At 70.6% G+C, this 17,546-nt stretch carries 22 protein-coding genes; 12 read left to right on the top strand and 10 right to left on the bottom strand.

Annotated elements, in window-relative coordinates; translation table 11 throughout:
* On the bottom strand, nt 1-453 hold a 453-nt coding region (locus JHN63_RS28405; protein ID WP_200685889.1), incomplete at its 3' end, for a helix-turn-helix domain-containing protein.
* 88 nt (nt 454-541) lie between these two features.
* On the opposite strand from JHN63_RS28405, the gene JHN63_RS28400 reads away from it, so the two are divergent.
* The 5 genes from JHN63_RS28400 to JHN63_RS28380 all read left to right on the top strand — a co-directional run bounded on the left by JHN63_RS28400 (nt 542) and on the right by JHN63_RS28380 (nt 4,125).
* Nucleotides 542-1,750, top strand: coding sequence for a pyridoxal phosphate-dependent aminotransferase (locus JHN63_RS28400; RefSeq protein WP_200685888.1), 1,209 nt, complete (start codon nt 542-544; stop codon nt 1,748-1,750).
* A gap of 36 nt (nt 1,751-1,786) precedes the next feature.
* Nucleotides 1,787-2,320: an HAD domain-containing protein gene (locus JHN63_RS28395; protein WP_200685886.1), complete on the top strand. Its 534-nt coding sequence runs from the start codon at nt 1,787-1,789 to the stop codon at nt 2,318-2,320.
* 3 nt (nt 2,321-2,323) lie between these two features.
* Complete coding sequence (locus JHN63_RS28390; RefSeq protein ID WP_200685884.1) at nt 2,324-2,923, top strand: histidine phosphatase family protein; 600 nt, start codon at nt 2,324-2,326, stop codon at nt 2,921-2,923.
* 71 nt (nt 2,924-2,994) lie between these two features.
* Entirely contained in the window at nt 2,995-3,624 is a 630-nt protein-coding gene (locus tag JHN63_RS28385) for a hypothetical protein (RefSeq protein ID WP_200685881.1), read from the top strand.
* Between the two features lie 78 nt (nt 3,625-3,702).
* Nucleotides 3,703-4,125, top strand: a complete 423-nt coding sequence (locus JHN63_RS28380; RefSeq protein ID WP_200685879.1) for a thioesterase family protein — start codon at nt 3,703-3,705, stop codon at nt 4,123-4,125.
* Between the two features lie 29 nt (nt 4,126-4,154).
* On the opposite strand, the gene JHN63_RS28375 is transcribed toward JHN63_RS28380, so the two are convergent.
* Nucleotides 4,155-4,544 (bottom strand): helix-turn-helix domain-containing protein, encoded by a 390-nt coding sequence (locus tag JHN63_RS28375; protein WP_200685877.1) that lies wholly within the window; start codon nt 4,542-4,544, stop codon nt 4,155-4,157.
* 101 nt (nt 4,545-4,645) lie between these two features.
* Between JHN63_RS28375 and JHN63_RS28370 the strand changes: the two genes are divergently transcribed.
* Nucleotides 4,646-6,082, top strand: a complete 1,437-nt coding sequence (locus tag JHN63_RS28370) for an MFS transporter (RefSeq protein WP_200685875.1) — start codon at nt 4,646-4,648, stop codon at nt 6,080-6,082.
* 20 nt (nt 6,083-6,102) lie between these two features.
* On the opposite strand, the gene JHN63_RS28365 is transcribed toward JHN63_RS28370, so the two are convergent.
* Nucleotides 6,103-6,966, bottom strand: coding sequence for an NAD(P)H-binding protein (locus JHN63_RS28365; RefSeq protein WP_200685873.1), 864 nt, complete (start codon nt 6,964-6,966; stop codon nt 6,103-6,105).
* Between the two features lie 93 nt (nt 6,967-7,059).
* On the opposite strand from JHN63_RS28365, the gene JHN63_RS28360 reads away from it, so the two are divergent.
* The 3 genes from JHN63_RS28360 (at nt 7,060) to JHN63_RS28350 (ending at nt 9,421) form a co-directional block, all read left to right on the top strand.
* Nucleotides 7,060-7,851, top strand: coding sequence for an AraC family transcriptional regulator (locus JHN63_RS28360; RefSeq protein WP_200685896.1), 792 nt, complete (start codon nt 7,060-7,062; stop codon nt 7,849-7,851).
* Nucleotides 7,852-7,906: 55 nt separating this feature from the next.
* Nucleotides 7,907-8,503, top strand: coding sequence for an exonuclease (locus JHN63_RS28355; protein ID WP_200685871.1), 597 nt, complete (start codon nt 7,907-7,909; stop codon nt 8,501-8,503).
* Nucleotides 8,504-8,599: 96 nt separating this feature from the next.
* The gene (locus JHN63_RS28350) at nt 8,600-9,421 is read left to right on the top strand and encodes a chitosanase (protein WP_200685869.1); all 822 of its coding nucleotides are present in this window, start codon (nt 8,600-8,602) and stop codon (nt 9,419-9,421) included.
* Here JHN63_RS28350 and JHN63_RS28345 read toward each other — a convergent pair.
* The 7 genes from JHN63_RS28345 to JHN63_RS28315 form a co-directional block, all read right to left on the bottom strand.
* Nucleotides 9,406-10,914, bottom strand: coding sequence for a nucleobase:cation symporter-2 family protein (locus JHN63_RS28345; RefSeq protein WP_374222952.1), 1,509 nt, complete (start codon nt 10,912-10,914; stop codon nt 9,406-9,408). The two genes, JHN63_RS28350 and JHN63_RS28345, sit on opposite strands and share 16 nt — an antisense overlap.
* A 126-nt stretch (nt 10,915-11,040) precedes the next feature.
* Nucleotides 11,041-12,414 (bottom strand): 8-oxoguanine deaminase, encoded by a 1,374-nt coding sequence (locus JHN63_RS28340; RefSeq protein ID WP_200685867.1) that lies wholly within the window; start codon nt 12,412-12,414, stop codon nt 11,041-11,043.
* 48 nt (nt 12,415-12,462) lie between these two features.
* Nucleotides 12,463-13,347: a factor-independent urate hydroxylase gene (gene pucL, locus JHN63_RS28335; protein ID WP_200685865.1), complete on the bottom strand. Its 885-nt coding sequence runs from the start codon at nt 13,345-13,347 to the stop codon at nt 12,463-12,465.
* A 6-nt stretch (nt 13,348-13,353) separates the two neighbouring features.
* Entirely contained in the window at nt 13,354-13,758 is a 405-nt protein-coding gene (gene uraH / locus JHN63_RS28330) for a hydroxyisourate hydrolase (RefSeq protein ID WP_200685863.1), read from the bottom strand.
* Nucleotides 13,755-14,282, bottom strand: coding sequence for a 2-oxo-4-hydroxy-4-carboxy-5-ureidoimidazoline decarboxylase (uraD, locus tag JHN63_RS28325; protein ID WP_200685854.1), 528 nt, complete (start codon nt 14,280-14,282; stop codon nt 13,755-13,757). The genes uraH and uraD overlap by 4 nt, the downstream gene beginning before the upstream one ends.
* Before the next feature lie 107 nt (nt 14,283-14,389).
* The gene (locus tag JHN63_RS28320) at nt 14,390-14,758 is read right to left on the bottom strand and encodes a helix-turn-helix domain-containing protein (RefSeq protein ID WP_200685852.1); all 369 of its coding nucleotides are present in this window, start codon (nt 14,756-14,758) and stop codon (nt 14,390-14,392) included.
* Entirely contained in the window at nt 14,755-15,006 is a 252-nt protein-coding gene (locus tag JHN63_RS28315; protein WP_200685850.1) for a thiamine-binding protein, read from the bottom strand. The genes JHN63_RS28320 and JHN63_RS28315 overlap by 4 nt, the downstream gene beginning before the upstream one ends.
* A 148-nt stretch (nt 15,007-15,154) precedes the next feature.
* Between JHN63_RS28315 and JHN63_RS28310 the strand changes: the two genes are divergently transcribed.
* The 3 genes from JHN63_RS28310 to JHN63_RS28300 all read left to right on the top strand — a co-directional run bounded on the left by JHN63_RS28310 (nt 15,155) and on the right by JHN63_RS28300 (nt 17,518).
* Nucleotides 15,155-15,976 carry a TIM barrel protein gene (locus JHN63_RS28310; RefSeq protein WP_200685848.1) on the top strand — a complete coding sequence of 274 codons (822 nt, stop codon included), beginning with the start codon at nt 15,155-15,157 and terminating at the stop codon, nt 15,974-15,976.
* 22 nt (nt 15,977-15,998) lie between these two features.
* A complete protein-coding gene (locus tag JHN63_RS28305) occupies nt 15,999-16,889 on the top strand; it encodes a 2-hydroxy-3-oxopropionate reductase (RefSeq protein WP_200685846.1) in 891 nt (296 codons plus the stop codon).
* Nucleotides 16,890-17,281: 392 nt separating this feature from the next.
* The gene (locus JHN63_RS28300) at nt 17,282-17,518 is read left to right on the top strand and encodes a hypothetical protein (protein ID WP_200685844.1); all 237 of its coding nucleotides are present in this window, start codon (nt 17,282-17,284) and stop codon (nt 17,516-17,518) included.
* Nucleotides 17,519-17,546: the final 28 nt, after the last annotated feature.

Genomic DNA, 17,546 nt, shown 5'->3' with positions numbered 1-17,546 from the left:
CTCCCCGGTCTCCCCCACGCGCAGATGGAACTCCCCCTCCTCCAGCCGGACTTCGACGATCCCCTCGCCCTCCAGCGCCCGCAGCAGGGGCAGCGCGAACCAGTGCGCACGCACCGCGTCCGTGGGCCGCCGCTCTCCCAGCTCGGGTGCGCCCCAGACGCCGAGGGCTTGCAGCACAGGCAGCAACTCCCGCCCCCGCCCGGTGAGTTCGTAGACGAAGGCGGCCCCGGGCGGCGGCAGCCGTCGTCGTGTCGCCAGCCCGTCCCGCTCCATGTCCTTCAGCCGTGAGGCGAGTACGTCCGTGCTGACACCCGGCAGATCGGCGTGCAGGTCCGTGTAGCGGCGCGGTCCTGCGAGGAGTTCGCGGACGATCAGCAGGGTCCAGCGGTCGCCGACGAGGTCGAGGGCCCGGGCCGCGGAACAGTACTGGTCGTAGCTTCGGCGAGGTGACATGCGACGCAGTCTAGACAGGTTGTTGGACTTTCCAAGCTCACACTTGGTAAAACCAAGCAACACACGAAGCCGATGGGGCGAGGGCGCAATGGAGTTCCGGCAGTCGAGCAAGCTCAGCGAGGTCTGTTACGAGATCCGCGGTCCGGTGATCGAGCACGCCAACGCACTGGAGGAGGCGGGCCACAGCGTCCTGCGGCTGAACACCGGCAACCCCGCGCTCTTCGGCTTCGAGGCGCCCGAGGAGATCCTCCAGGACATGATCCGGATGCTCCCCCGGGCGCACGGCTACACGGACTCGCGCGGCATCCTCTCGGCCCGCCGCGCGGTCGCCCAGCGCTACCAGACCCTGGGTCTCGAAGTCGACGTGGACGACGTGTTCCTGGGCAACGGCGTCTCCGAGCTGGTCTCCATGGCCGTACAGGCGCTGCTGGAGGACGGCGACGAAATCCTCATCCCCGCCCCGGACTTCCCGCTCTGGACGGCGGTGACGACCCTCTCCGGCGGCAAGGCGGTCCACTACCTCTGCGACGAACAGGCCGACTGGTACCCGGACCTGGACGACATGGCGGCGAAGATCACCGACCGCACCAAGGCCGTCGTCGTCATCAACCCGAACAACCCCACCGGCGCGGTCTACCCCAAGGAGATCGTCGAGGGCATCCTCGACCTCGCCCGCCGGCACGGCCTGATGGTCTTCGCCGACGAGATCTACGACCAGATCCTCTACGACGACGCCGTGCACCACTCGGCCGCCGCGCTCGCCCCCGACCTGGTCGTCCTCACCTTCTGCGGGCTGTCGAAGACGTACCGGGTGGCCGGCTTCCGCTCGGGCTGGCTGGTGGTCACGGGCCCGAAGCAGCACGCCAAGAACTACCTGGAGGGCCTGACGATGCTGGCCTCCATGCGGCTGTGCCCCAACGCGCCCGCGCAGTACGCCATCCAGGCCGCGCTCGGCGGCCGTCAGTCCATCCGCGACCTGACCGTCCCGGGCGGGCGACTGCACGAACAGCGCAACGTGGTGTGGGAGAAACTGAACGAGATCCCGGGGGTCTCGTGCGTGAAGCCGAAGGGCGCGCTGTACGCGTTCCCCCGCCTCGACCCCAAGGTGCACAAGATCCACGACGACGAGCAGTTCGTCCTCGACCTGCTGCTCCGCGAGAAGATCCAGGTGGTCCAGGGCACGGGCTTCAACTGGCCGACCCCCGACCACTTCCGCATCCTCACGCTGCCGTACGCGGACGACCTGGAGGCGGCGATCGGACGGATCGGGCGGTTCCTCGGCGGGTACCGGCAGTAGCAGATATCCGGGTGGCGCCCTGGGTAGCTCCTCCGCATGACGGACCGCCCCCTGCTGCTCCTCGACGTCGACGGACCCCTCAACCCGTACGGCGCCCGGTTCCTGCGCCATCGTGGCTATGTCACCCACCGGCTGTGGCCGGCGAACTGGTCGGCCCGGCAGAAACCGGGCTCCCGGCGGCTGCGGCGCGGGCTGCCGGTGCGCCTGCACCCGGGGCACGGCGAACGAATACTGGCGCTGCCGTACGAGCCGGCCTGGGCCACCACCTGGATGCACCAGGCCAACGAGATGATCGCGCCGGTGATCGGGCTCCCCGGCGACCTGCCGGTGATCGAGTTCACCGGCCTGTTCGCGAAGGACCCGGACGGCCTCTACTGGAAGACCCGCCAGATCGTGGCGTGGGCGGCCGGCCGCCCCTTCGTCTGGGTCGACGACCTGGTCACCGACCTGGACGTACGGCATGTCGAGGCACACCATGACGGGCCCGCTCTCCTCCTCAAGGTGGACCCGCGCCGGGGTCTACGGGAGGGCGATTTCGCGACGCTGGAGCAGTGGGCCCATAGCCTGTGAGGTATGGGTGATCTTTTCCTCGTACGGCACGGAGAGACCGAATGGTCCCGGTCGGGGCGGCACACCGGCTTGACCGATGTCCCGCTGACCGCGAAGGGGCGGGAGGAGGCGCGCGGGCTGGTGCCGCTGATCCGTTCGCACCGGGTCGGGGCCGCGTTCGTCAGCCCCTTGCAGCGGGCGCGGGAGACCGCCGAGCTGATCGGTCTGACGGACGTACGGATCGACCCGGATCTGCGGGAGTGGGACTACGGCGGCTACGAGGGCATCACGACCGTCGAGATCCAGCGCACCCGGCCGGACTGGTTCCTGTTCACCGACGGGGTCGCGCCCGGGCCGCCGGACCATCCCGGGGAGAGCCCGGAGCAGGTGGGGCAGCGCGCCGACCGCGTGCTGGCCAAGGTCGACGCGGCCCTCGCGAACACCGAGGGCGTGGTCGTCCTGGTGGCACACGGGCATTTCCTACGGGTCCTCACCGCGCGGCGGCTCGGGCTGCCGCCGTCGGAGGGGGCGCTGTTCCAGCTGGCGACCGGGACGCTGTGCCGGCTGGGCACGGAACACGGGCGGCCGGTGATCTCGGCGTGGAATGTCAGACCCCCGTCGTAGCCTTCGAACGATGCGTCCGGACACATCGGTCCCGGCCCTCATATGCAGTGATCCCCGGGAAGGAGCACGCCGTGACACGACCCCCGACCGCCGCGCAACGGCGTGTCATCGAGGCCGCCGACCCCGTCACCGGGCGGCTGCGGGGTACGGAGGCGCAGCTCGCCGCGCTGGTGCGGCGAGGGCTCGCGTTCCGGCACCCGCGTCCGCCGCACGACCACTTCCTGACCCCGGCGGGACATCGGATACGGGAGTCTCCGCCGGACGTTCCCGAGCCCGTCGCTGAAGTCCCCGCCACCGCCGGGGTGTTCGCCGCGCGCATCGGCGGCGAGGAGACGGCGGTCGCCGCCGGTCCGGCCCGCACCCGTGAAGTGCACAGCGCCTGGCAGGGGTTGCTGGAGCTGCGCCGGATGACGAACCCGGACGGTTCCGTGGAGCGGCCGTGCGGCTGGGAGCGCACGCATCTGGTGCGGGCCGCCGCGCTCGCCCTGGAGGCCGCCGGCCACCGGCCCGCCGGACCGGACGCCGAGGGCTACCGGGTGCGGACGACCCCGCAGCCGGAGGCGGTCGCCGTGCGCGACCCGGACGGGGCGGCGCTGCGCGCCTGCGCGGAGACGCTGGAGCGGGCGGGCTGGCAGGTGAGCGAGCACAAGGAGCCCCGGACGGGGGCGAGTTACCTGCTGGCCTCACCGCGACGGACCTGAGGGACATGCCAAGATCGGTGGGGCAGATCGTCCATCGGTCCGCCGTCAGCTGTCCGACAGCGCGAGAAGGGAACGCAGTTGAGCGAGCCGTTTTCCGTCCCGGTGACCGTCCGCGGGTACGAGACCGACAGCCTGGGGCACCTCAATCAGAGCGTGTACCTCCAGTACTCGGAGCATGCCCGCTGGGAGCTGCTCCAGGCGGCGGGAGTGGGCCAGCCCGAGTTGCTCGCCCAGCGGGTCGGGCCGGTCGTCCTGGAGACGACCATCCGCTATCTGCGGGAGCTGCGCGCGGGCGAGGAGGTCGCGGTGAGCTGTGCGTTCGAGTGGGGCGAGGGCAAGACGTTCCGGGTGCTCCAGACGATCACCAAGGCGGACGGCACGGTCTCCGCGGAGGTCGTGTCGGTGGGCGGACTGCTGGACCTCGAGAAGCGCAGGCTGGTCGACCGACCCAGGGATTTCTTCGAGCAGTTGACCACGAACCGGGACCTGTTCGGACTCTGAACCGGCACCGCCAGGGCCCCGGGGCCGGGCTACTCCGGTTCGTGCCCGGTGTCGTAGGCCGCGCGGGACTCCGCGATGTAGACCCGGTTGCGCTCCGCCCAGTCCGTCAGCCGTAGCAGGGTCTCGTGCAACTCCCGGGCCACCGGGGTGAGTTCGTACTCGACCTTCGGTGGCACCGTGGGGTGCACGGTGCGGGTGACGAGGCCGTCGCGCTCCAGGTTGCGCAGGGTGAGGGTCAGCATGCGGCGGCTGATGCCTTCGATGCTGCGCTCCAACTCCGTGAAGCGGATGGGGCCGTGGGCCGCCGCGACCAGGATCTGCACGCTCCATTTGCCGGAGACCCTGTCAAGAACTTCGCGGACCGGGCAGGCGTGCGCGTTCACGACCTGGGCGGTAACACCGGTGTTCCCCTGGGACATCGAAGTGCCTCCTTTTGCCGACCCCCATGGTTCCTCACGATGTTCCCCGTTACAAGTCGTGCCCTTATAGGCACAACGGAGAACTATGGAGGCCACGAGCCATGTCGACCCTGTCCGAGTCACCGACCGGTGCACCACCGCGCGGGCCGGAACGAACGTACTCCCGCTGGGCGTCGCTCGTCGTCCTGTGTGCGGGGACGCTGATGACGATCCTGGACGGCAACATCGTCACGGTCGCCATGCCGGCGATCCAGAGCGACCTCGGTTTCTCGGGGCCGGGGCTCGCCTGGGTCGTCAACGCCTATCTGATCCCGTTCGGCGGACTGCTGCTGCTCGTCGGCCGGTTGGGCGATCTGGTGGGCCGCAAGCGGATGTTCACGGCGGGGCTCGCCGTGTTCACCGCGGCGTCCGTGCTGTGCGGGGTCGCGACCAGCCAGGGGATGTTGATCGCGGCCCGGGCGGTCCAGGGTGTCGGCGGGGCGATGGCCTCGGCGGTGGTTCTCGGGATGCTGGTCGCGCTCTTCCCGGAACCGCGTGAACTGGCCCGCGCCATCGCGGTGTTCAGCGCGGTCGGCGCCGGGGGCGGGGCGCTCGGCACGTTCCTCGGCGGGGCGCTGACCCAGGCCCTGAACTGGCACTGGATCTTCCTGATCAACCTGCCGATCGGGATCGTGGCCTGGCTCGCGGCCGTCCGCGTCCTCGCCCCGGAGCAGGGTTCCGGGCTCGGCAGCGGCGCCGACTATCCGGGGGCCGCGCTGATCACCGGCGCGCTGATGCTCACGGTGTACGTCATCGTCGGCACCGGCGCCCGCGACCTGGCAGCCACCCTTCTGCTTGCGTCCCTCACCCTGGCCCTGTTCGTGGCGTTCGCGGTCCGCCAGGCCCGGGCCGCCCGCCCGCTGCTCCGCCTCCGGCTGTTCCGCTCCCGGCTGCTGACCGGCGCGAACGCCGTGCAGATCCTGATGATCGGCACGATGTTCGGCTTCCAGTTCATCGGCGCGCTGTACGTCCAACGCGTCCTCGGCTTCAGCGAGTTGCTCACCGGCACCGCGTTCCTGCCGGCGCCGGTCGCGATCGGCGTCCTGATGCTCGGCCTGTCGGCACGGACCATCGGCCGCTACGGCGCCCACCGGGTCCTGCTGGCCGGCCTGGTCCTGATCACCGCCGGGATGGCCCTCCTGAGCCGCGCCCCGGCCGACGGCTCCTACATCACGGACGTACTCCCGGCCCTGCTCCTGCTGGCCACCGGATTCGCCGCCGCGATGCCCGCGCTGACCGGACTCGCCATGTCGGGGGCACGTGAGGAGGACGCGGGTCTCGCCTCCGGGCTCTTCAACACCACGCAGGTGGTGGGCGGTTCGCTGGGGCTGGCGGTGCTGTCGACACTGGCGGCGGGCCGCACCGACGGACTGCTCGCCAGGGGCGCGGAGTTGATCCCGGCGACGGCGGAGGGGTACCAACTGGCCTTCCGGGTCGGGGCCTTCACCGCCGCGGGGGCGCTGGCTCTGGCGGCGGCGGTACTGCGAGGGCGCGACTGACGCCCCCGCCGCCGCTCGGATCACCTCTCCTCGAACGCCGCCCGATGGTCCTGGACCCACTCCTGGTAGGTCCGCGCCGGGCGGCCCAGGACCTCGCGCACGTCGTCGGTGACGACCTCGTTGCCGCCGGCCCGGACGTAGGCCAGGCCGGTCAGCGCACCGTCCGCCCAGGCCTCGTCCATGCCCCAGGCCGTACGGAGGAACGCGCGGGTCCCGTCCGGGGACAGGTTCCGCACCGGCACCGGGCGGCCGAGGACCTCGGCGAGCACGGCGGCCTGGCCGGGAACGGTGATCGCCTCGGGGCCGGTGAGGGTGTACGTCCGCCCCTCGTGCCCGACGTCGAGCAGCGCCCGCACCGCCACCGCGGCGATGTCCCGCGGGTCGATCACGCCCGACGCGCCGTCTCCGGTCATGTTGGGCACCGGTTCGCCCGCCCGGAGGGCCGGGAGCCAGGTCAGTGTGTTGGAGGCGAACGAGGACGGCCGCAGCACCGTCCAGTCGAGCCCGCTGTCCCGCACGGCCCGCTCGCCGTCCACGTGCCACTGCCCGGAGGGCCCGGAAGCGGAATCGCCGGTGGCGATGGCGGAGAGCTTCACCAGCCGGTCCACACCCGCGGCCCGCGCCGCGGCGACCAGCGCCGCGTCCTGTCCCTCGTCCGGGCCGGGCGGACGGAGCAGGAAAGCGGCCGTCGCACCGGCCGACGCGGCGTCCAGGGACGCCGCTTCGCCGTAGGCCCCGCGCACCACCTCCACCCCGGCGGGCAGCCGCGCCCTCGCCGGATCACGGGTCAGCACGCGCACCTTCGCGCCACGCTCGGCCAGTTGTCGTACGACATCGCTTCCGATGGTGCCCGTGGCACCCGTCACCAGAATCATGTGGTCCACGGTGGGCCCGCCGGGGCGCTCGGCTCTTGGAAATTCCGGCACGGATGGCCCGCTCGGACGGCGGCCCCGGTCCCTTACGGTGGAAAGGTGCCGATGACCATCGCCGAGCCGCCCCCGACCACGCCCGAGACGCTGCGCCCGTGGATCGCCGAGGTGCGGACCATGTCCTTCGGCGAGCCGCCCGAGGGGACGTTCGTCCAACTGCCGGACGCGGTGGTCAAGGTGGTCCTGCGGGTGACGGCGGACGGGCGGCGTGACGTCCTTGCCGTCGGACCACGGGTGCGGGCCGCTTACCACGAGGGGAAGGCCCATATCGAGTGTCTGGAGCTGCGCCTCGCACCGGGTACGGCACGGTCCCTGCTGGGTGTCGCGGCCGCCGGACTGGTCGGCCGGGTGGTGCCGCTGGACGGCCTGCCGGGCGGCGCGGCGCGCCGGTTCGCCCGTGAGGTGCGGTGGCTGGACCCGCGGGAGGCGCTGCCACGCATCGCCGAGGTGCTGCCGGGGCTGCTGGCAGAGCCGCCGGATCCGGCCCGGACAGCACTGCTGCGGGCGGCCGTCGAGGCACTGTCCGTACGGATGGACGGGGCACCCGCGCAGGTACGGGACGTGGCTCGGGAACTGGCCGTCAGTGAACGCCAGTTGCGGAACCTGTTCACCGACGGTGTCGGTGTCTCCCCGAAGCACTACGCCCGTATCGACCGGGTCCGCGCCCTCGCCGCCCGGGCGGGCAGCGCCGGCTGGTCCGAACTGGCCGCCGCTGCCGGCTACTTCGACCAGTCGCACATGACGACCGACTTCCGCACCCTGATGGGTGTCCCGCCCCGCTCGTTCCTGACCGGCCGACTTCCCGCGGTCAGCCCCTGCCAGGCGGTCCGGGGCGGCTGAACGGGCGGCCGAATTCGGATGCACGGCAGCGGCCGTGGCTGTCAGGCTGCGGGCCATGTCCACCCGACGCATCAGACCCGGCCTGTACATCTCCGTCGACATCGAGGCCGACGGACCGATCCCGGGGCCGTACTCGATGCTGAGTCTCGGCGCGGCCGTCGCCGGGACGCAGGACGCCGAGGGGTTCACCGCGGCGGATCCGGAGAAGCTGACCTTCTACCGTGAACTGCGCCCGATCAGCGAGGAGTTCGTACCGGAGGCGCTCGCGGTGAGCGGGCTCGACCGTGACCGGCTGCGCACCGAGGGAGCCGAACCCGCCGCCGCTCTCACCGAGTTCGGCGACTGGGTGCGTGAAGTCGCCGTGGGCGCGCAGCCGGTGATGTGCGGCTACCCGGCGTCGTACGACTGGATGTTCCTGTACTGGTATCTGATCCGCTTCACCGGCGCGAGCCCGTTCGGGCACTCCGGCTGTCTCGACATGAAGACGCTGTACGCCACGAAGGCCCGACTGCCCCTGCGCGCCGTGGCGAAGGGCACCATGCCGCGCGACCTGCTGTCCCGGCGGCGGCACACGCACCACGCCCTCGACGACGCCATCGAGCAGGCCGAGCTGTTCGCCAACCTCATGGCCTGGCCCGGGAATTCACAGTGACCTGCTGACAACACCCCACGCATCTCCCAAGTTCACGCGCGAGTCTCAGCTGCCTTTCACAGTTTCCGTGTACCGCGCCCGCCTTGGAGAAACCGCGTGCCGATCTTCCGAAGAAAAGCCACCCGCCGCACCCTGCTCGCCGCCCTCGGTACGGCGGCGATCGCGAGTCAGTGGCCGTCGGCCGACGCCTCGACGGCGGGTGCGACGGGGCTCGACGCCCCGGCGAAGAAGGATCTCGCGATGCGGCTGGTGTCGAGCGCCGAGAACTCCTCCCTGGACTGGGAGGCGCAGTACAAGTACATCGAGGACATCGGCGACGGCCGCGGCTACACCGGCGGGATCATCGGCTTCTGCTCCGGTACGAGCGACATGCTGGCCCTCGTCGAGCTGTACACGAAGCGGTCCCCGGGCAATGTCCTGGCCGGCTATCTGCCCGCGCTGCGCGCCGTGGACGGCACCGCCTCGCACAAGGGGCTGGCCCCGGGCTTCCCGGCGGCGTGGCGGACGGCCGCACTGACCTCCGCCGCCTTCCGCAGGGCGCAGCGCGACGAGCGGGACCGCGGCTACTTCGACCCGGCGGTGGCGCGTGCCAAGAAGGACGGGGTGGGCACGCTCGGGCAGTTCGTCTACTACGACGCGATGGTCATGCACGGCCCGGGCACCGACCCCCTCGCCTTCGGCGGCATCCGCACCCGGGCCCGCAAGCACGCGGCCACGCCCACCGACGGCGGCGACGAGACGACGTATCTCGACGCCTTCCTCGACGCCCGGGTGTGGGCGATGAGGCAGGAGGCGGCGCACAGCGATGTGACCCGGGTCGAGACGGCCCAGCGGGTGTTCCTGAAAAAGGGCAACCTCGACCTGGACACACCGCTCAAGTGGAAGGTGTATTACGGGGACAGTTACACGATCGGCTGACGGGCGAGGGGTACGCCCTCGGTCGTACCCCTGACCTGTTCGGCCTGTTCGCGGGTCTGCCCGAGGTGGTTGAAGACCAGGTTCAGCGCCACCGCGGCCACGCAGCCCGTGGAGATCCCGGAGTCGAGGACGATCTTCGCGGTCTGCGGGAACGCGTGGTAGAAGTCCGGCGCCGCGATCGGGATGATGCCGACGGCCAGGGACACCGCCACGATCATGCTGTTGGTGTCCCTGTCCAGGCCGGCCCTGACGAGGGTCTGGATGCCGCTCGCGGCGACCGAGCCGAACAGGACGACGCCCGCGCCGCCCAGCACCGGGCGCGGTACGACGGCGATGAGCGAGGCGGCCATCGGGCACAGGCCCATCAGGACCAGGAAGCCGCCGCCGGTGGCGACGACGTACCGGCTGCGGATGCGGGTCATGGCGACGAGGCCGATGTTCTGCGCGAAGGCGCTGCACATGAAGCCGTTGAAGAGGGGGCTGAGGGCCGAGCCGAGGGTGTCGGCGCGCAGTCCCGCGGTGATGGTCGCCTCATCGGCGGGGCGTTCGACGATCTCGCCCAACGCCAGCATGTCCGCGGTGGATTCGGTCATCGAGACCACCATCACGACGATCATCGACATGATCGCGGCGAGCTGGAATTGCGGTGCGCCGAAGTGGAACGGGGTCGGGAAGCCGATCACGTCCGCGTGCGTCACCGGGCCGAAGTCCGTCGCCCCGAAGGGGATCGCGAGGACGGTGCCGATCAACAGGCCGAGCAGGACGGCTATTTGCCGGACGAAGCCGTGGGTGAAGCGGCGGACCAGCAGGACGACGACGAGCGTCGCCGCCGCCAGGCCCAGGTTGGTCGTCGACCCGTAGTCGTGCGCCGCCGGGTTCGGTCCCTGCGCCCAGCCGAAGGCCACGGGCAGCAGGGACAGGCCTATGAGGGTGATCACCGTGCCGGTGACGACCGGCGGGAAGAAGCGGACCGCCCTGCTGAAGAAGGGGGCGGCGAGGAAGCCGAGGAGTCCGGCGACGATCACCGCGCCGAAGATGATCGGCAGCGCGTCCGACCTGTCCTTGGTCGAGGCCACGACCGCCGTCATCGGGGCGACCCCGGCGAAGGTGACGCCGTTGACGAAGGGCAGCCGGGCGCCGATCCTCCAGATCCCGAGGGTCTGGAGGAAGGTGGCGAGTCCCGCGGTGAAGAGGCAGGCGCCGGTGAGGAAGGTGAGTTCGGTGCCGGAGAGGCCGACGGCCGCCCCGACGATCAGCGGCGGGGCGACGACACCCGCGTACATGGCGGCCACGTGTTGCAGTCCCGTGGTGGCCATCTTGAGTGCGGGGAGTTTCTCGTCGACGGGATGTACGCCGGGTTCGGCGCAGGGTCGGGCGTCGGGGTGGGCGGTCACGGCGGCTCCTCCGGGCGGGTGACACGTCAGCTCTGACGTGGGTTTCAGGAGGTGGTGCGCGGTCGTGCGGGACCGGGAACGGAGCCCAACTGGGGACATGGGCAGGGCCGTTCCGGGGCGCGCACCTGCGTGCACGCCCCGGCCACGGCCACCGGCCGAGGGCCGTCCCCCTCAACCGGAGCTCTCAACCGATCGCCGCTGTACGGCGATTGGGGCGGGCTGGGGTCAGGCCTGCGCGGCGATCCGCGCCAGCCGCCGGGCCTCTTCCCGCGTGGAGCGGGCGATCGCGTCCTCGTCGACGTGCAACAGGCGGTTGTTCTCGACGATCTGACGGCCGTTCACGAAGGACGCGGTGACCGGGGCCGCCGCGCCGAAGACCAGCGCTGTCACCGGGTCGGCGATCGAGGAGTGCGCCAGCGTGTCCAGGTTCCACAGCACCAGGTCGGCCAGCTTGCCCGGCTCCAGGGAGCCGATCTCGCCTGCGCGGCCCAGGACTTGGGCACCGCCGTAGGTCCCGAGGCGCAGCGCCTGGCGGGCGTTGAGGGCGGCCTCGCGGTGGGCGCCGAGGCGGTTGATGAGGAGGGCGTTGCGCAGCTCGGTGTGGAGTTCGCCGGACTCGTTGGACGCGGTGCCGTCGACGCCGAGGCCGACCGGGACGCCGGCGGCGAGCAGGTCGGGGACGCGGGCGATACCGGCCGCGAGCCGCGCGTTGGACGAGGGACAGTGGGCGACACCGGTCTTCGTACGGGCGAAGGCGGCGATGTCGGAGTCCTTCATATGGACGCAGTGCGCCATCCACACGTCCTCGCCGAGCCAGCCGGTGGACTCGAAGTAGTCGGTCGGACCCATGCCGAACAGCTCCTTGCAGAACTGCTCCTCCTCGACCGTCTCCGAGCCGTGCGTATGCAGCCGTACCCCGAGCCGCCGGGCCAACTCGGCGCCCTGGCCGAGGAGTTCGGTGGAGACGGAGAACGGTGAGCAGGGGGCCACGGCCACCTGGGTCATCGCGTCGAAGGAGGCGTCGTGGTGCTCCCGTACCGTCACCTCCGTCGCGGCGAGGGCACCCTCCAGGGTCTCGACCGCGAAGTCCGGGGGCAGCCCGCCGTCCTTCTCGCTGCGGTCCATCGAACCGCGGGCGAGGGTGAAGCGGACGCCCATCTCGCGGGCGGCGCCGATGATGGCGCCGGAGAGGTCGCCGGAGCCCTTGGGGAAGACGTAGTGGTGGTCCATCGCGGTGGTCACCCCGCCGCGGGCCATCATCGCGAGGGAGCCCTGCGCGGCGGCGCGGACCATCGGCTCGTCGATGCGCGCCCAGGTCGGGTACAGCGCGACGAGCCAGTCGAAGAGGTTGTGGTCGGTGGCCAGGCCCCGGGTGATCCACTGGTAGAAGTGGTGGTGGGTGTTGACCAGACCGGGGGTCACCAGGTGACCGCTCGCGTCGATGCGCCGGACCACGTCGGTGAGCCCCTCGGGCGCCCTGCCCGCGCCGAGCGACTCGATGCGGTTGCCGGCGATGACGACGTACCCGGTGGCGTACTCGGTGTCGGCGGCGTCCACCGTCGCGATCGCGCAGTTCTCGATGACGACGCGCTGACTCATCGTTTCCATCGTTCGTCCCAACTTCCTTGCTTTCGTACCGAGTTCGCGTCAGAGGTTGGTGAGGTCCGCCGGGATGAGCGCCTCGCTGCCGTCCCGCAGGACGGTGGCCTCGATCAGGCCGTAGGGGCGGTCGGCGGCGAAGTAGACCTCGTTGTCGTTCTTGAGCCCGAACGGCGCCAGGTCGACAAGGAAATGGTGCTTGTTGGGGAGCGAGAAGCGGACCTCGTCTATCTCGCCGCGGTTCTCGATGATCCGCGAACCCATCTGGTACAGGGTCTGCTGGAGCGAGAGGGAGTACGTCTCGGCGAAGGCCCGGAACAGATGCTGCTTGGTCTGCTCGTAGGACTCCTCCCAGTCCGGCATCTCCTGTGCGTCGTCGGACCAGTTGAAGCGCCAGCGCCCGGACACCTCGGTCGCCAGGATGCGGTCGTAGGCCTCGGGCAGCGTCGTGTACTTGTCCTTGACGTAGCCCCAGAACTCGGAGTCCGTGGAGTTCAGGACCGTCAAGTCCTTGAGCCCGGAGACGACTTCCCAGTTCCCGCCGTCGTACGTCACCTGGGTGAGCCGGGTCTCCTGGCCCTTGCGGACGAAGGAGTGGCCGCCCGTCGTGCGCTCCCAGGCGTACTCCTCTATGCGGATCCGCGCGTTCTTGATCGGCTCCTGGCTGGTCACGAAGTGCCGGGCAAGGTGGATGCCGAACTGCTCGGCGGACTCGATGCCGTGCTCCTTGGCGAACGCGTACACCGTGTTCTTGGTGGTGTCGGTCGGCAGCACGTTGGCGTTCGAGCCGGAGTAGTGGACCTCGTCCATGTCGCCGCTCAGCGACACGGACACGTTGAGGTCCTTGATGTGATGGGTGGCGCCGTCCCGCGTGATCCTGACGACCCGGTTCTCTGCCTTGCCGTACTGGTTCTGTCCAAGAATCGTGGGCATCTTCTGCTAGCTCCCTCGGTATACGGAGTAGCCGAACGGGTTGAGCAGCAGCGGTACATGGAAGTGCTCGCCGGGCCTGACGGCGAAGGTGATCGCCACCTCCGGGAAGAACACTCCGGTCGCATCGCTGTCCCGATTCGCGGGGGCGTCCTGCTGCGTATCGGCTTGCTTGGTGTCCTGCGAGAAGTACGGCTCCACGGCGAAGTCGAGCCGTACGTGGGTGGTGCCCGCCGGCAGCGCCGGAAGGTCCCTGCACCGCCCGTCCGCGTCGGTCGCGGAGCCGCCGAGCGGCTGCCAGTCGGCCAACGGGCCGCCGCGGGCGGCGAGTTGGACGGCGACGCCGACGGCGGGGCGGCCGATGCTGGTGTCCAGGACGTGTGTGGACACCGAGGCGGTGCTGGTGCTGCTCATGCCTTTTCTTCCTCTGCTTCTTCCGCTACGAGCTTGGTCAACCGGATGCGGTTGATCTTGCCCAACTCGGTGCGGACGATCTCGCGTTCCCGCTCCGGCGCGTTGCCGATGCGTTCCTTGACCGCGTCGCGCATCTGCTCGCCGGTGCGGCCGGTGGCGCAGATCAGGAAGACATGGCCGAACCTCTCCTGGTACGCCAGGTTGAGGTCGAGCATCTCCGCCCTGAGGTCCTCGGAGGCGCCCGCCATGCCGCGCTGTTCGCGGGCGGAGGTGGGGTCGCCGGGCTTGGGGCGGCCGATCGGCGGGTGACCGGCCATCGCCTCGGCCAGGTCGTCGGCGGCCAGCTCCGCCGTCGCGGAGTCGCTCGCGGCGTACAGGTCCTCGGAGCCGGCGTACGGACGGGCGGCGAGCAGCCGCCGCGCCCACGCCGTGGAGGCACACACCTCGAGGAGGGCGGCGAACGCCGCGGACTCCTCCAGGGTGTTGAACCGGGCGAGCCCCGGCGGCGTGGAAGTCGACGTCACGGGAGCCTCCGTGGCCTTGTGCTGAACGGGCTGGCAGTAGCTAACGCCCTCGGCAACACCACGTCAACAGTTTGTTGAAAATTCCGGGTAACAACCGGGGAGGGGGTTCAGCTCTCCTTCTCACGGTTCAGGTAGTTGTACACGGTGAACCGGCTGACCCCGAGCGCGCTCGCCACGGTCTCCACTCCGTGCCGCACGGAGAAGGCGCCGCGCGCCTCCAGCATCCGTACGACCTCCTGCTTGGCCTTGCGGTCCAGGTCCGCGAGGGGCTTGCCCTTCTTGCGCTCCAGGGCGGCCAGGATGTGATCCAGCGAGTCCGCGAGCTGCGGCAGGCGTACGGCGACCACGTCGGCGCCCTCCCAGGCGAGCACGACGTCGTCGGGTCCCGCCTCGTCGGGCGGGAGCATCTCGCCGCCCATGGCGTCGACCAGCGGTTTCACGGCCGTGATGAACGGCTCGTCCCCGACACCGGTCACCGGTCGCCCTCGCCGATCACGTTGAGCTGGAGCGAGACCCGGGTGGCGCCGGCCTCCAGGGTCCTGCGCAGCAGCGCGTCCACGGCGGTGAGCACCGCGTCGGCACCCCCCTCGACCGTGTTGCCGAACGGCCCGACGTCCACGGCGTCCAGCTCCGCGACCTCGATGACCTCCCTGGCGACCAGCGCATGCGCGGGGGCCTCGTCGAGATCGAAGGGCTCTGTCGTGAACTCCACTCGCAATCGCACGCGCACAACCTAACGCGCGGTGCCGATTTCCGCCGAGCCCTCTTGACAAGCCCCGACACACGGCGGCAATCTTCCAATAAGCAGAAACTAACTTCCACCATACGGAATTACAACACCGACCCTCGACACGGAAGGGAGCGCGGCCCCCATGGGATTCGAAGACCAGCGCTTCAACGTCAACCTGTCGATCCTCTTCACCGAACTCCCGCTCCTGGAGCGCCCCGCGGCCGCCGCCGCGGCCGGCTTCGGCGCGGTCGAGCTGTGGTGGCCCTGGGTCGACTCACCCACCCCCGCACGATCCGAACTCGACGCGCTGAAGCGGTCGTTGGAGGACGCGGGCGTCCAGCTCACCGGCCTGAACTTCTACGCCGGACAGCTACCGGGACCGGACCGCGGCGCGCTGTCGCTCCCCGGCGAGGAGTCGGAGAGGTTCCGCGCGAACATCGACGTGGCCGCCGACTTCTCCCACTCGTTGGGCGCCACCGCGCTCAACGCGCTCTACGGCAACCGCGTGCCCGGCGTCGACCCGGCCGAGCAGGACGCGCTCGCGCTGGAGAACCTGGCCCTCGCGGCCCGGGCCGCCGACCGGATCGGCGCGGTCCTGCTGATCGAGGCGCTGAACAGGCCCGAGTCGCCGCTGTACCCGCTCGTCAGCGCCCCCGCCGCCGTCGAGGTCGTCGACAAGGTCAACGAAGCGACCGGCCTCGGCAACGCGCGCTTCCTCATGGACCTCTACCACCTGTCCATGAACGGCGAGGAACTCCCGTCCGTGATCGAGCGGTTCGCGGCGAAGACCGGCCATGTGCAGATCGCGGACAACCCCGGCCGCGGCGCACCGGGCACGGGATCGCTGCCGCTGGAGGACCTCCTCGACCGGCTGCGGAAGGCCGGTTACGACGGCTGGGTGGGCCTGGAGTACAAGCCCGGTGACCGCCCGAGCGCCGAGGCCTTCGACTGGCTGCCCAACTGACCCTCACCGAAAGGCACTTCCGATGAGCAAGCTCCCCAAGGTCGCCTGGATAGGCCTCGGCATCATGGGCTCCCCCATGTCCGAGAACCTGATCAAGGCGGGTTACGACGTCACCGGATTCACCCTGGAACAGGACAAGTTGGACCGTCTGACCGCCGCCGGCGGCACCGCGGCCGCTTCCCTCGCCGAGGCGGTGCGGGACGCCGACGTGGTGATCACGATGGTGCCCGCGTCCCCACAGGTCGAGGCCATCGCCTACGGCCCGGACGGCATCCTGGAGAACGCGCGGGCCGGTGCCCTGCTGATCGACATGTCGTCGATCACCCCGCAGACCTCGGTCGAGCTGGCGAAGGCCGCCGCGGACAAGGGAATTCGCGTCCTGGACGCGCCCGTCTCCGGCGGTGAGGCCGGTGCGATCGAGGCCGTGCTGTCCATCATGGTCGGCGGCGGACAGTCCGACTTCGAGGAGGCCGAGCCGCTCTTCGACGCGCTCGGCAGGACGATCGTGCTGTGCGGTCCGCACGGTTCGGGTCAGACCGTGAAGGCCGCGAACCAGCTGATCGTCGCCGTGAACATCCAGGCGTGCGCCGAGGCCGTGGTCTTCCTGGAGAAGTCCGGCGTGGACCTGGCGGCGGCCCTCGACGTCCTGAACGGCGGGCTCGCGGGCTCCACGGTGCTGACGCGGAAGAAGGACAACTTCCTCCACCGCGACTTCAAGCCGGGCTTCCGGATCGACCTGCACCACAAGGACATGGGCATCGTCACGGACGCGGCCCGCGCGGTCGGCGCCGCGCTGCCCGTGGGCGGCGTGGTGGCCCAACTGGTCGCGAGTCTGCGTGCGCAGGGCGACGGCGGGCTCGACCACTCGGCACTGCTGCGAGGTGTCGAGCGCCTCTCGGGCGCCCGGCTCTGATACTTCCGGGCGGCGCCGGCGCTGACAACTGTCCTGTCGCGCCCAGGCGTCGGCGCCGCCCGGAATCACCAACGGCCCGTGTGTGCCGGACGACCCGGATGAGGGGTGGTCGTCGGTACCGCACGGGCGGGGCCAGGACCGCGGCGGTGTGCGAGCCAGTGCGGTGGTGAAGGTCCGGGTCCCTCTTCTCGACCTGAGAGAAGAGGCATCCGGTTCCGTCGCCGCCGCGGTCCCGGCCGAAGACCCCGTCCGGCGGCGCGAATGTCCTGTCGCGCCCAGCCTCGCGCCGTCGGACGGCCACCACGACGAGCGCCGGATACGGACGGTTCCGTATCCGGCGCTCTTCGGTGTTTCCGGGTGCGGATCCGTCGTAGGCGCAGCAGCCTGAAGGTATGGCGCTTCCACCGGAACTTCCGCGGATCGTGGTCCACCCGCCGGCGCTGGACGGCTCCCGCCGGGTCACCAGTGGCTCCGAGACGCTCGGGGTCGCTTCTCATCTGGACGATGTCGTCGAGATCCTGCGGCTGGCCGATCTGGATCGGATCGAGGTCGAGGAGAGCGATCTCATCGAGTGGGAGGGGGGTGGGCCGGAGGACTGGCCGGGGCTGTCGGAGCACCATGACCAGTGAGTGAACGGCCTGCCGGGCAGGTCCTGCG

Source organism: Streptomyces sp. MBT65 (assembly GCF_016612545.1).
Taxonomy (GTDB): Bacteria; Actinomycetota; Actinomycetes; order Streptomycetales; family Streptomycetaceae; genus Streptomyces.
This window is presented reverse-complemented; position numbering and strand designations above follow the sequence as displayed.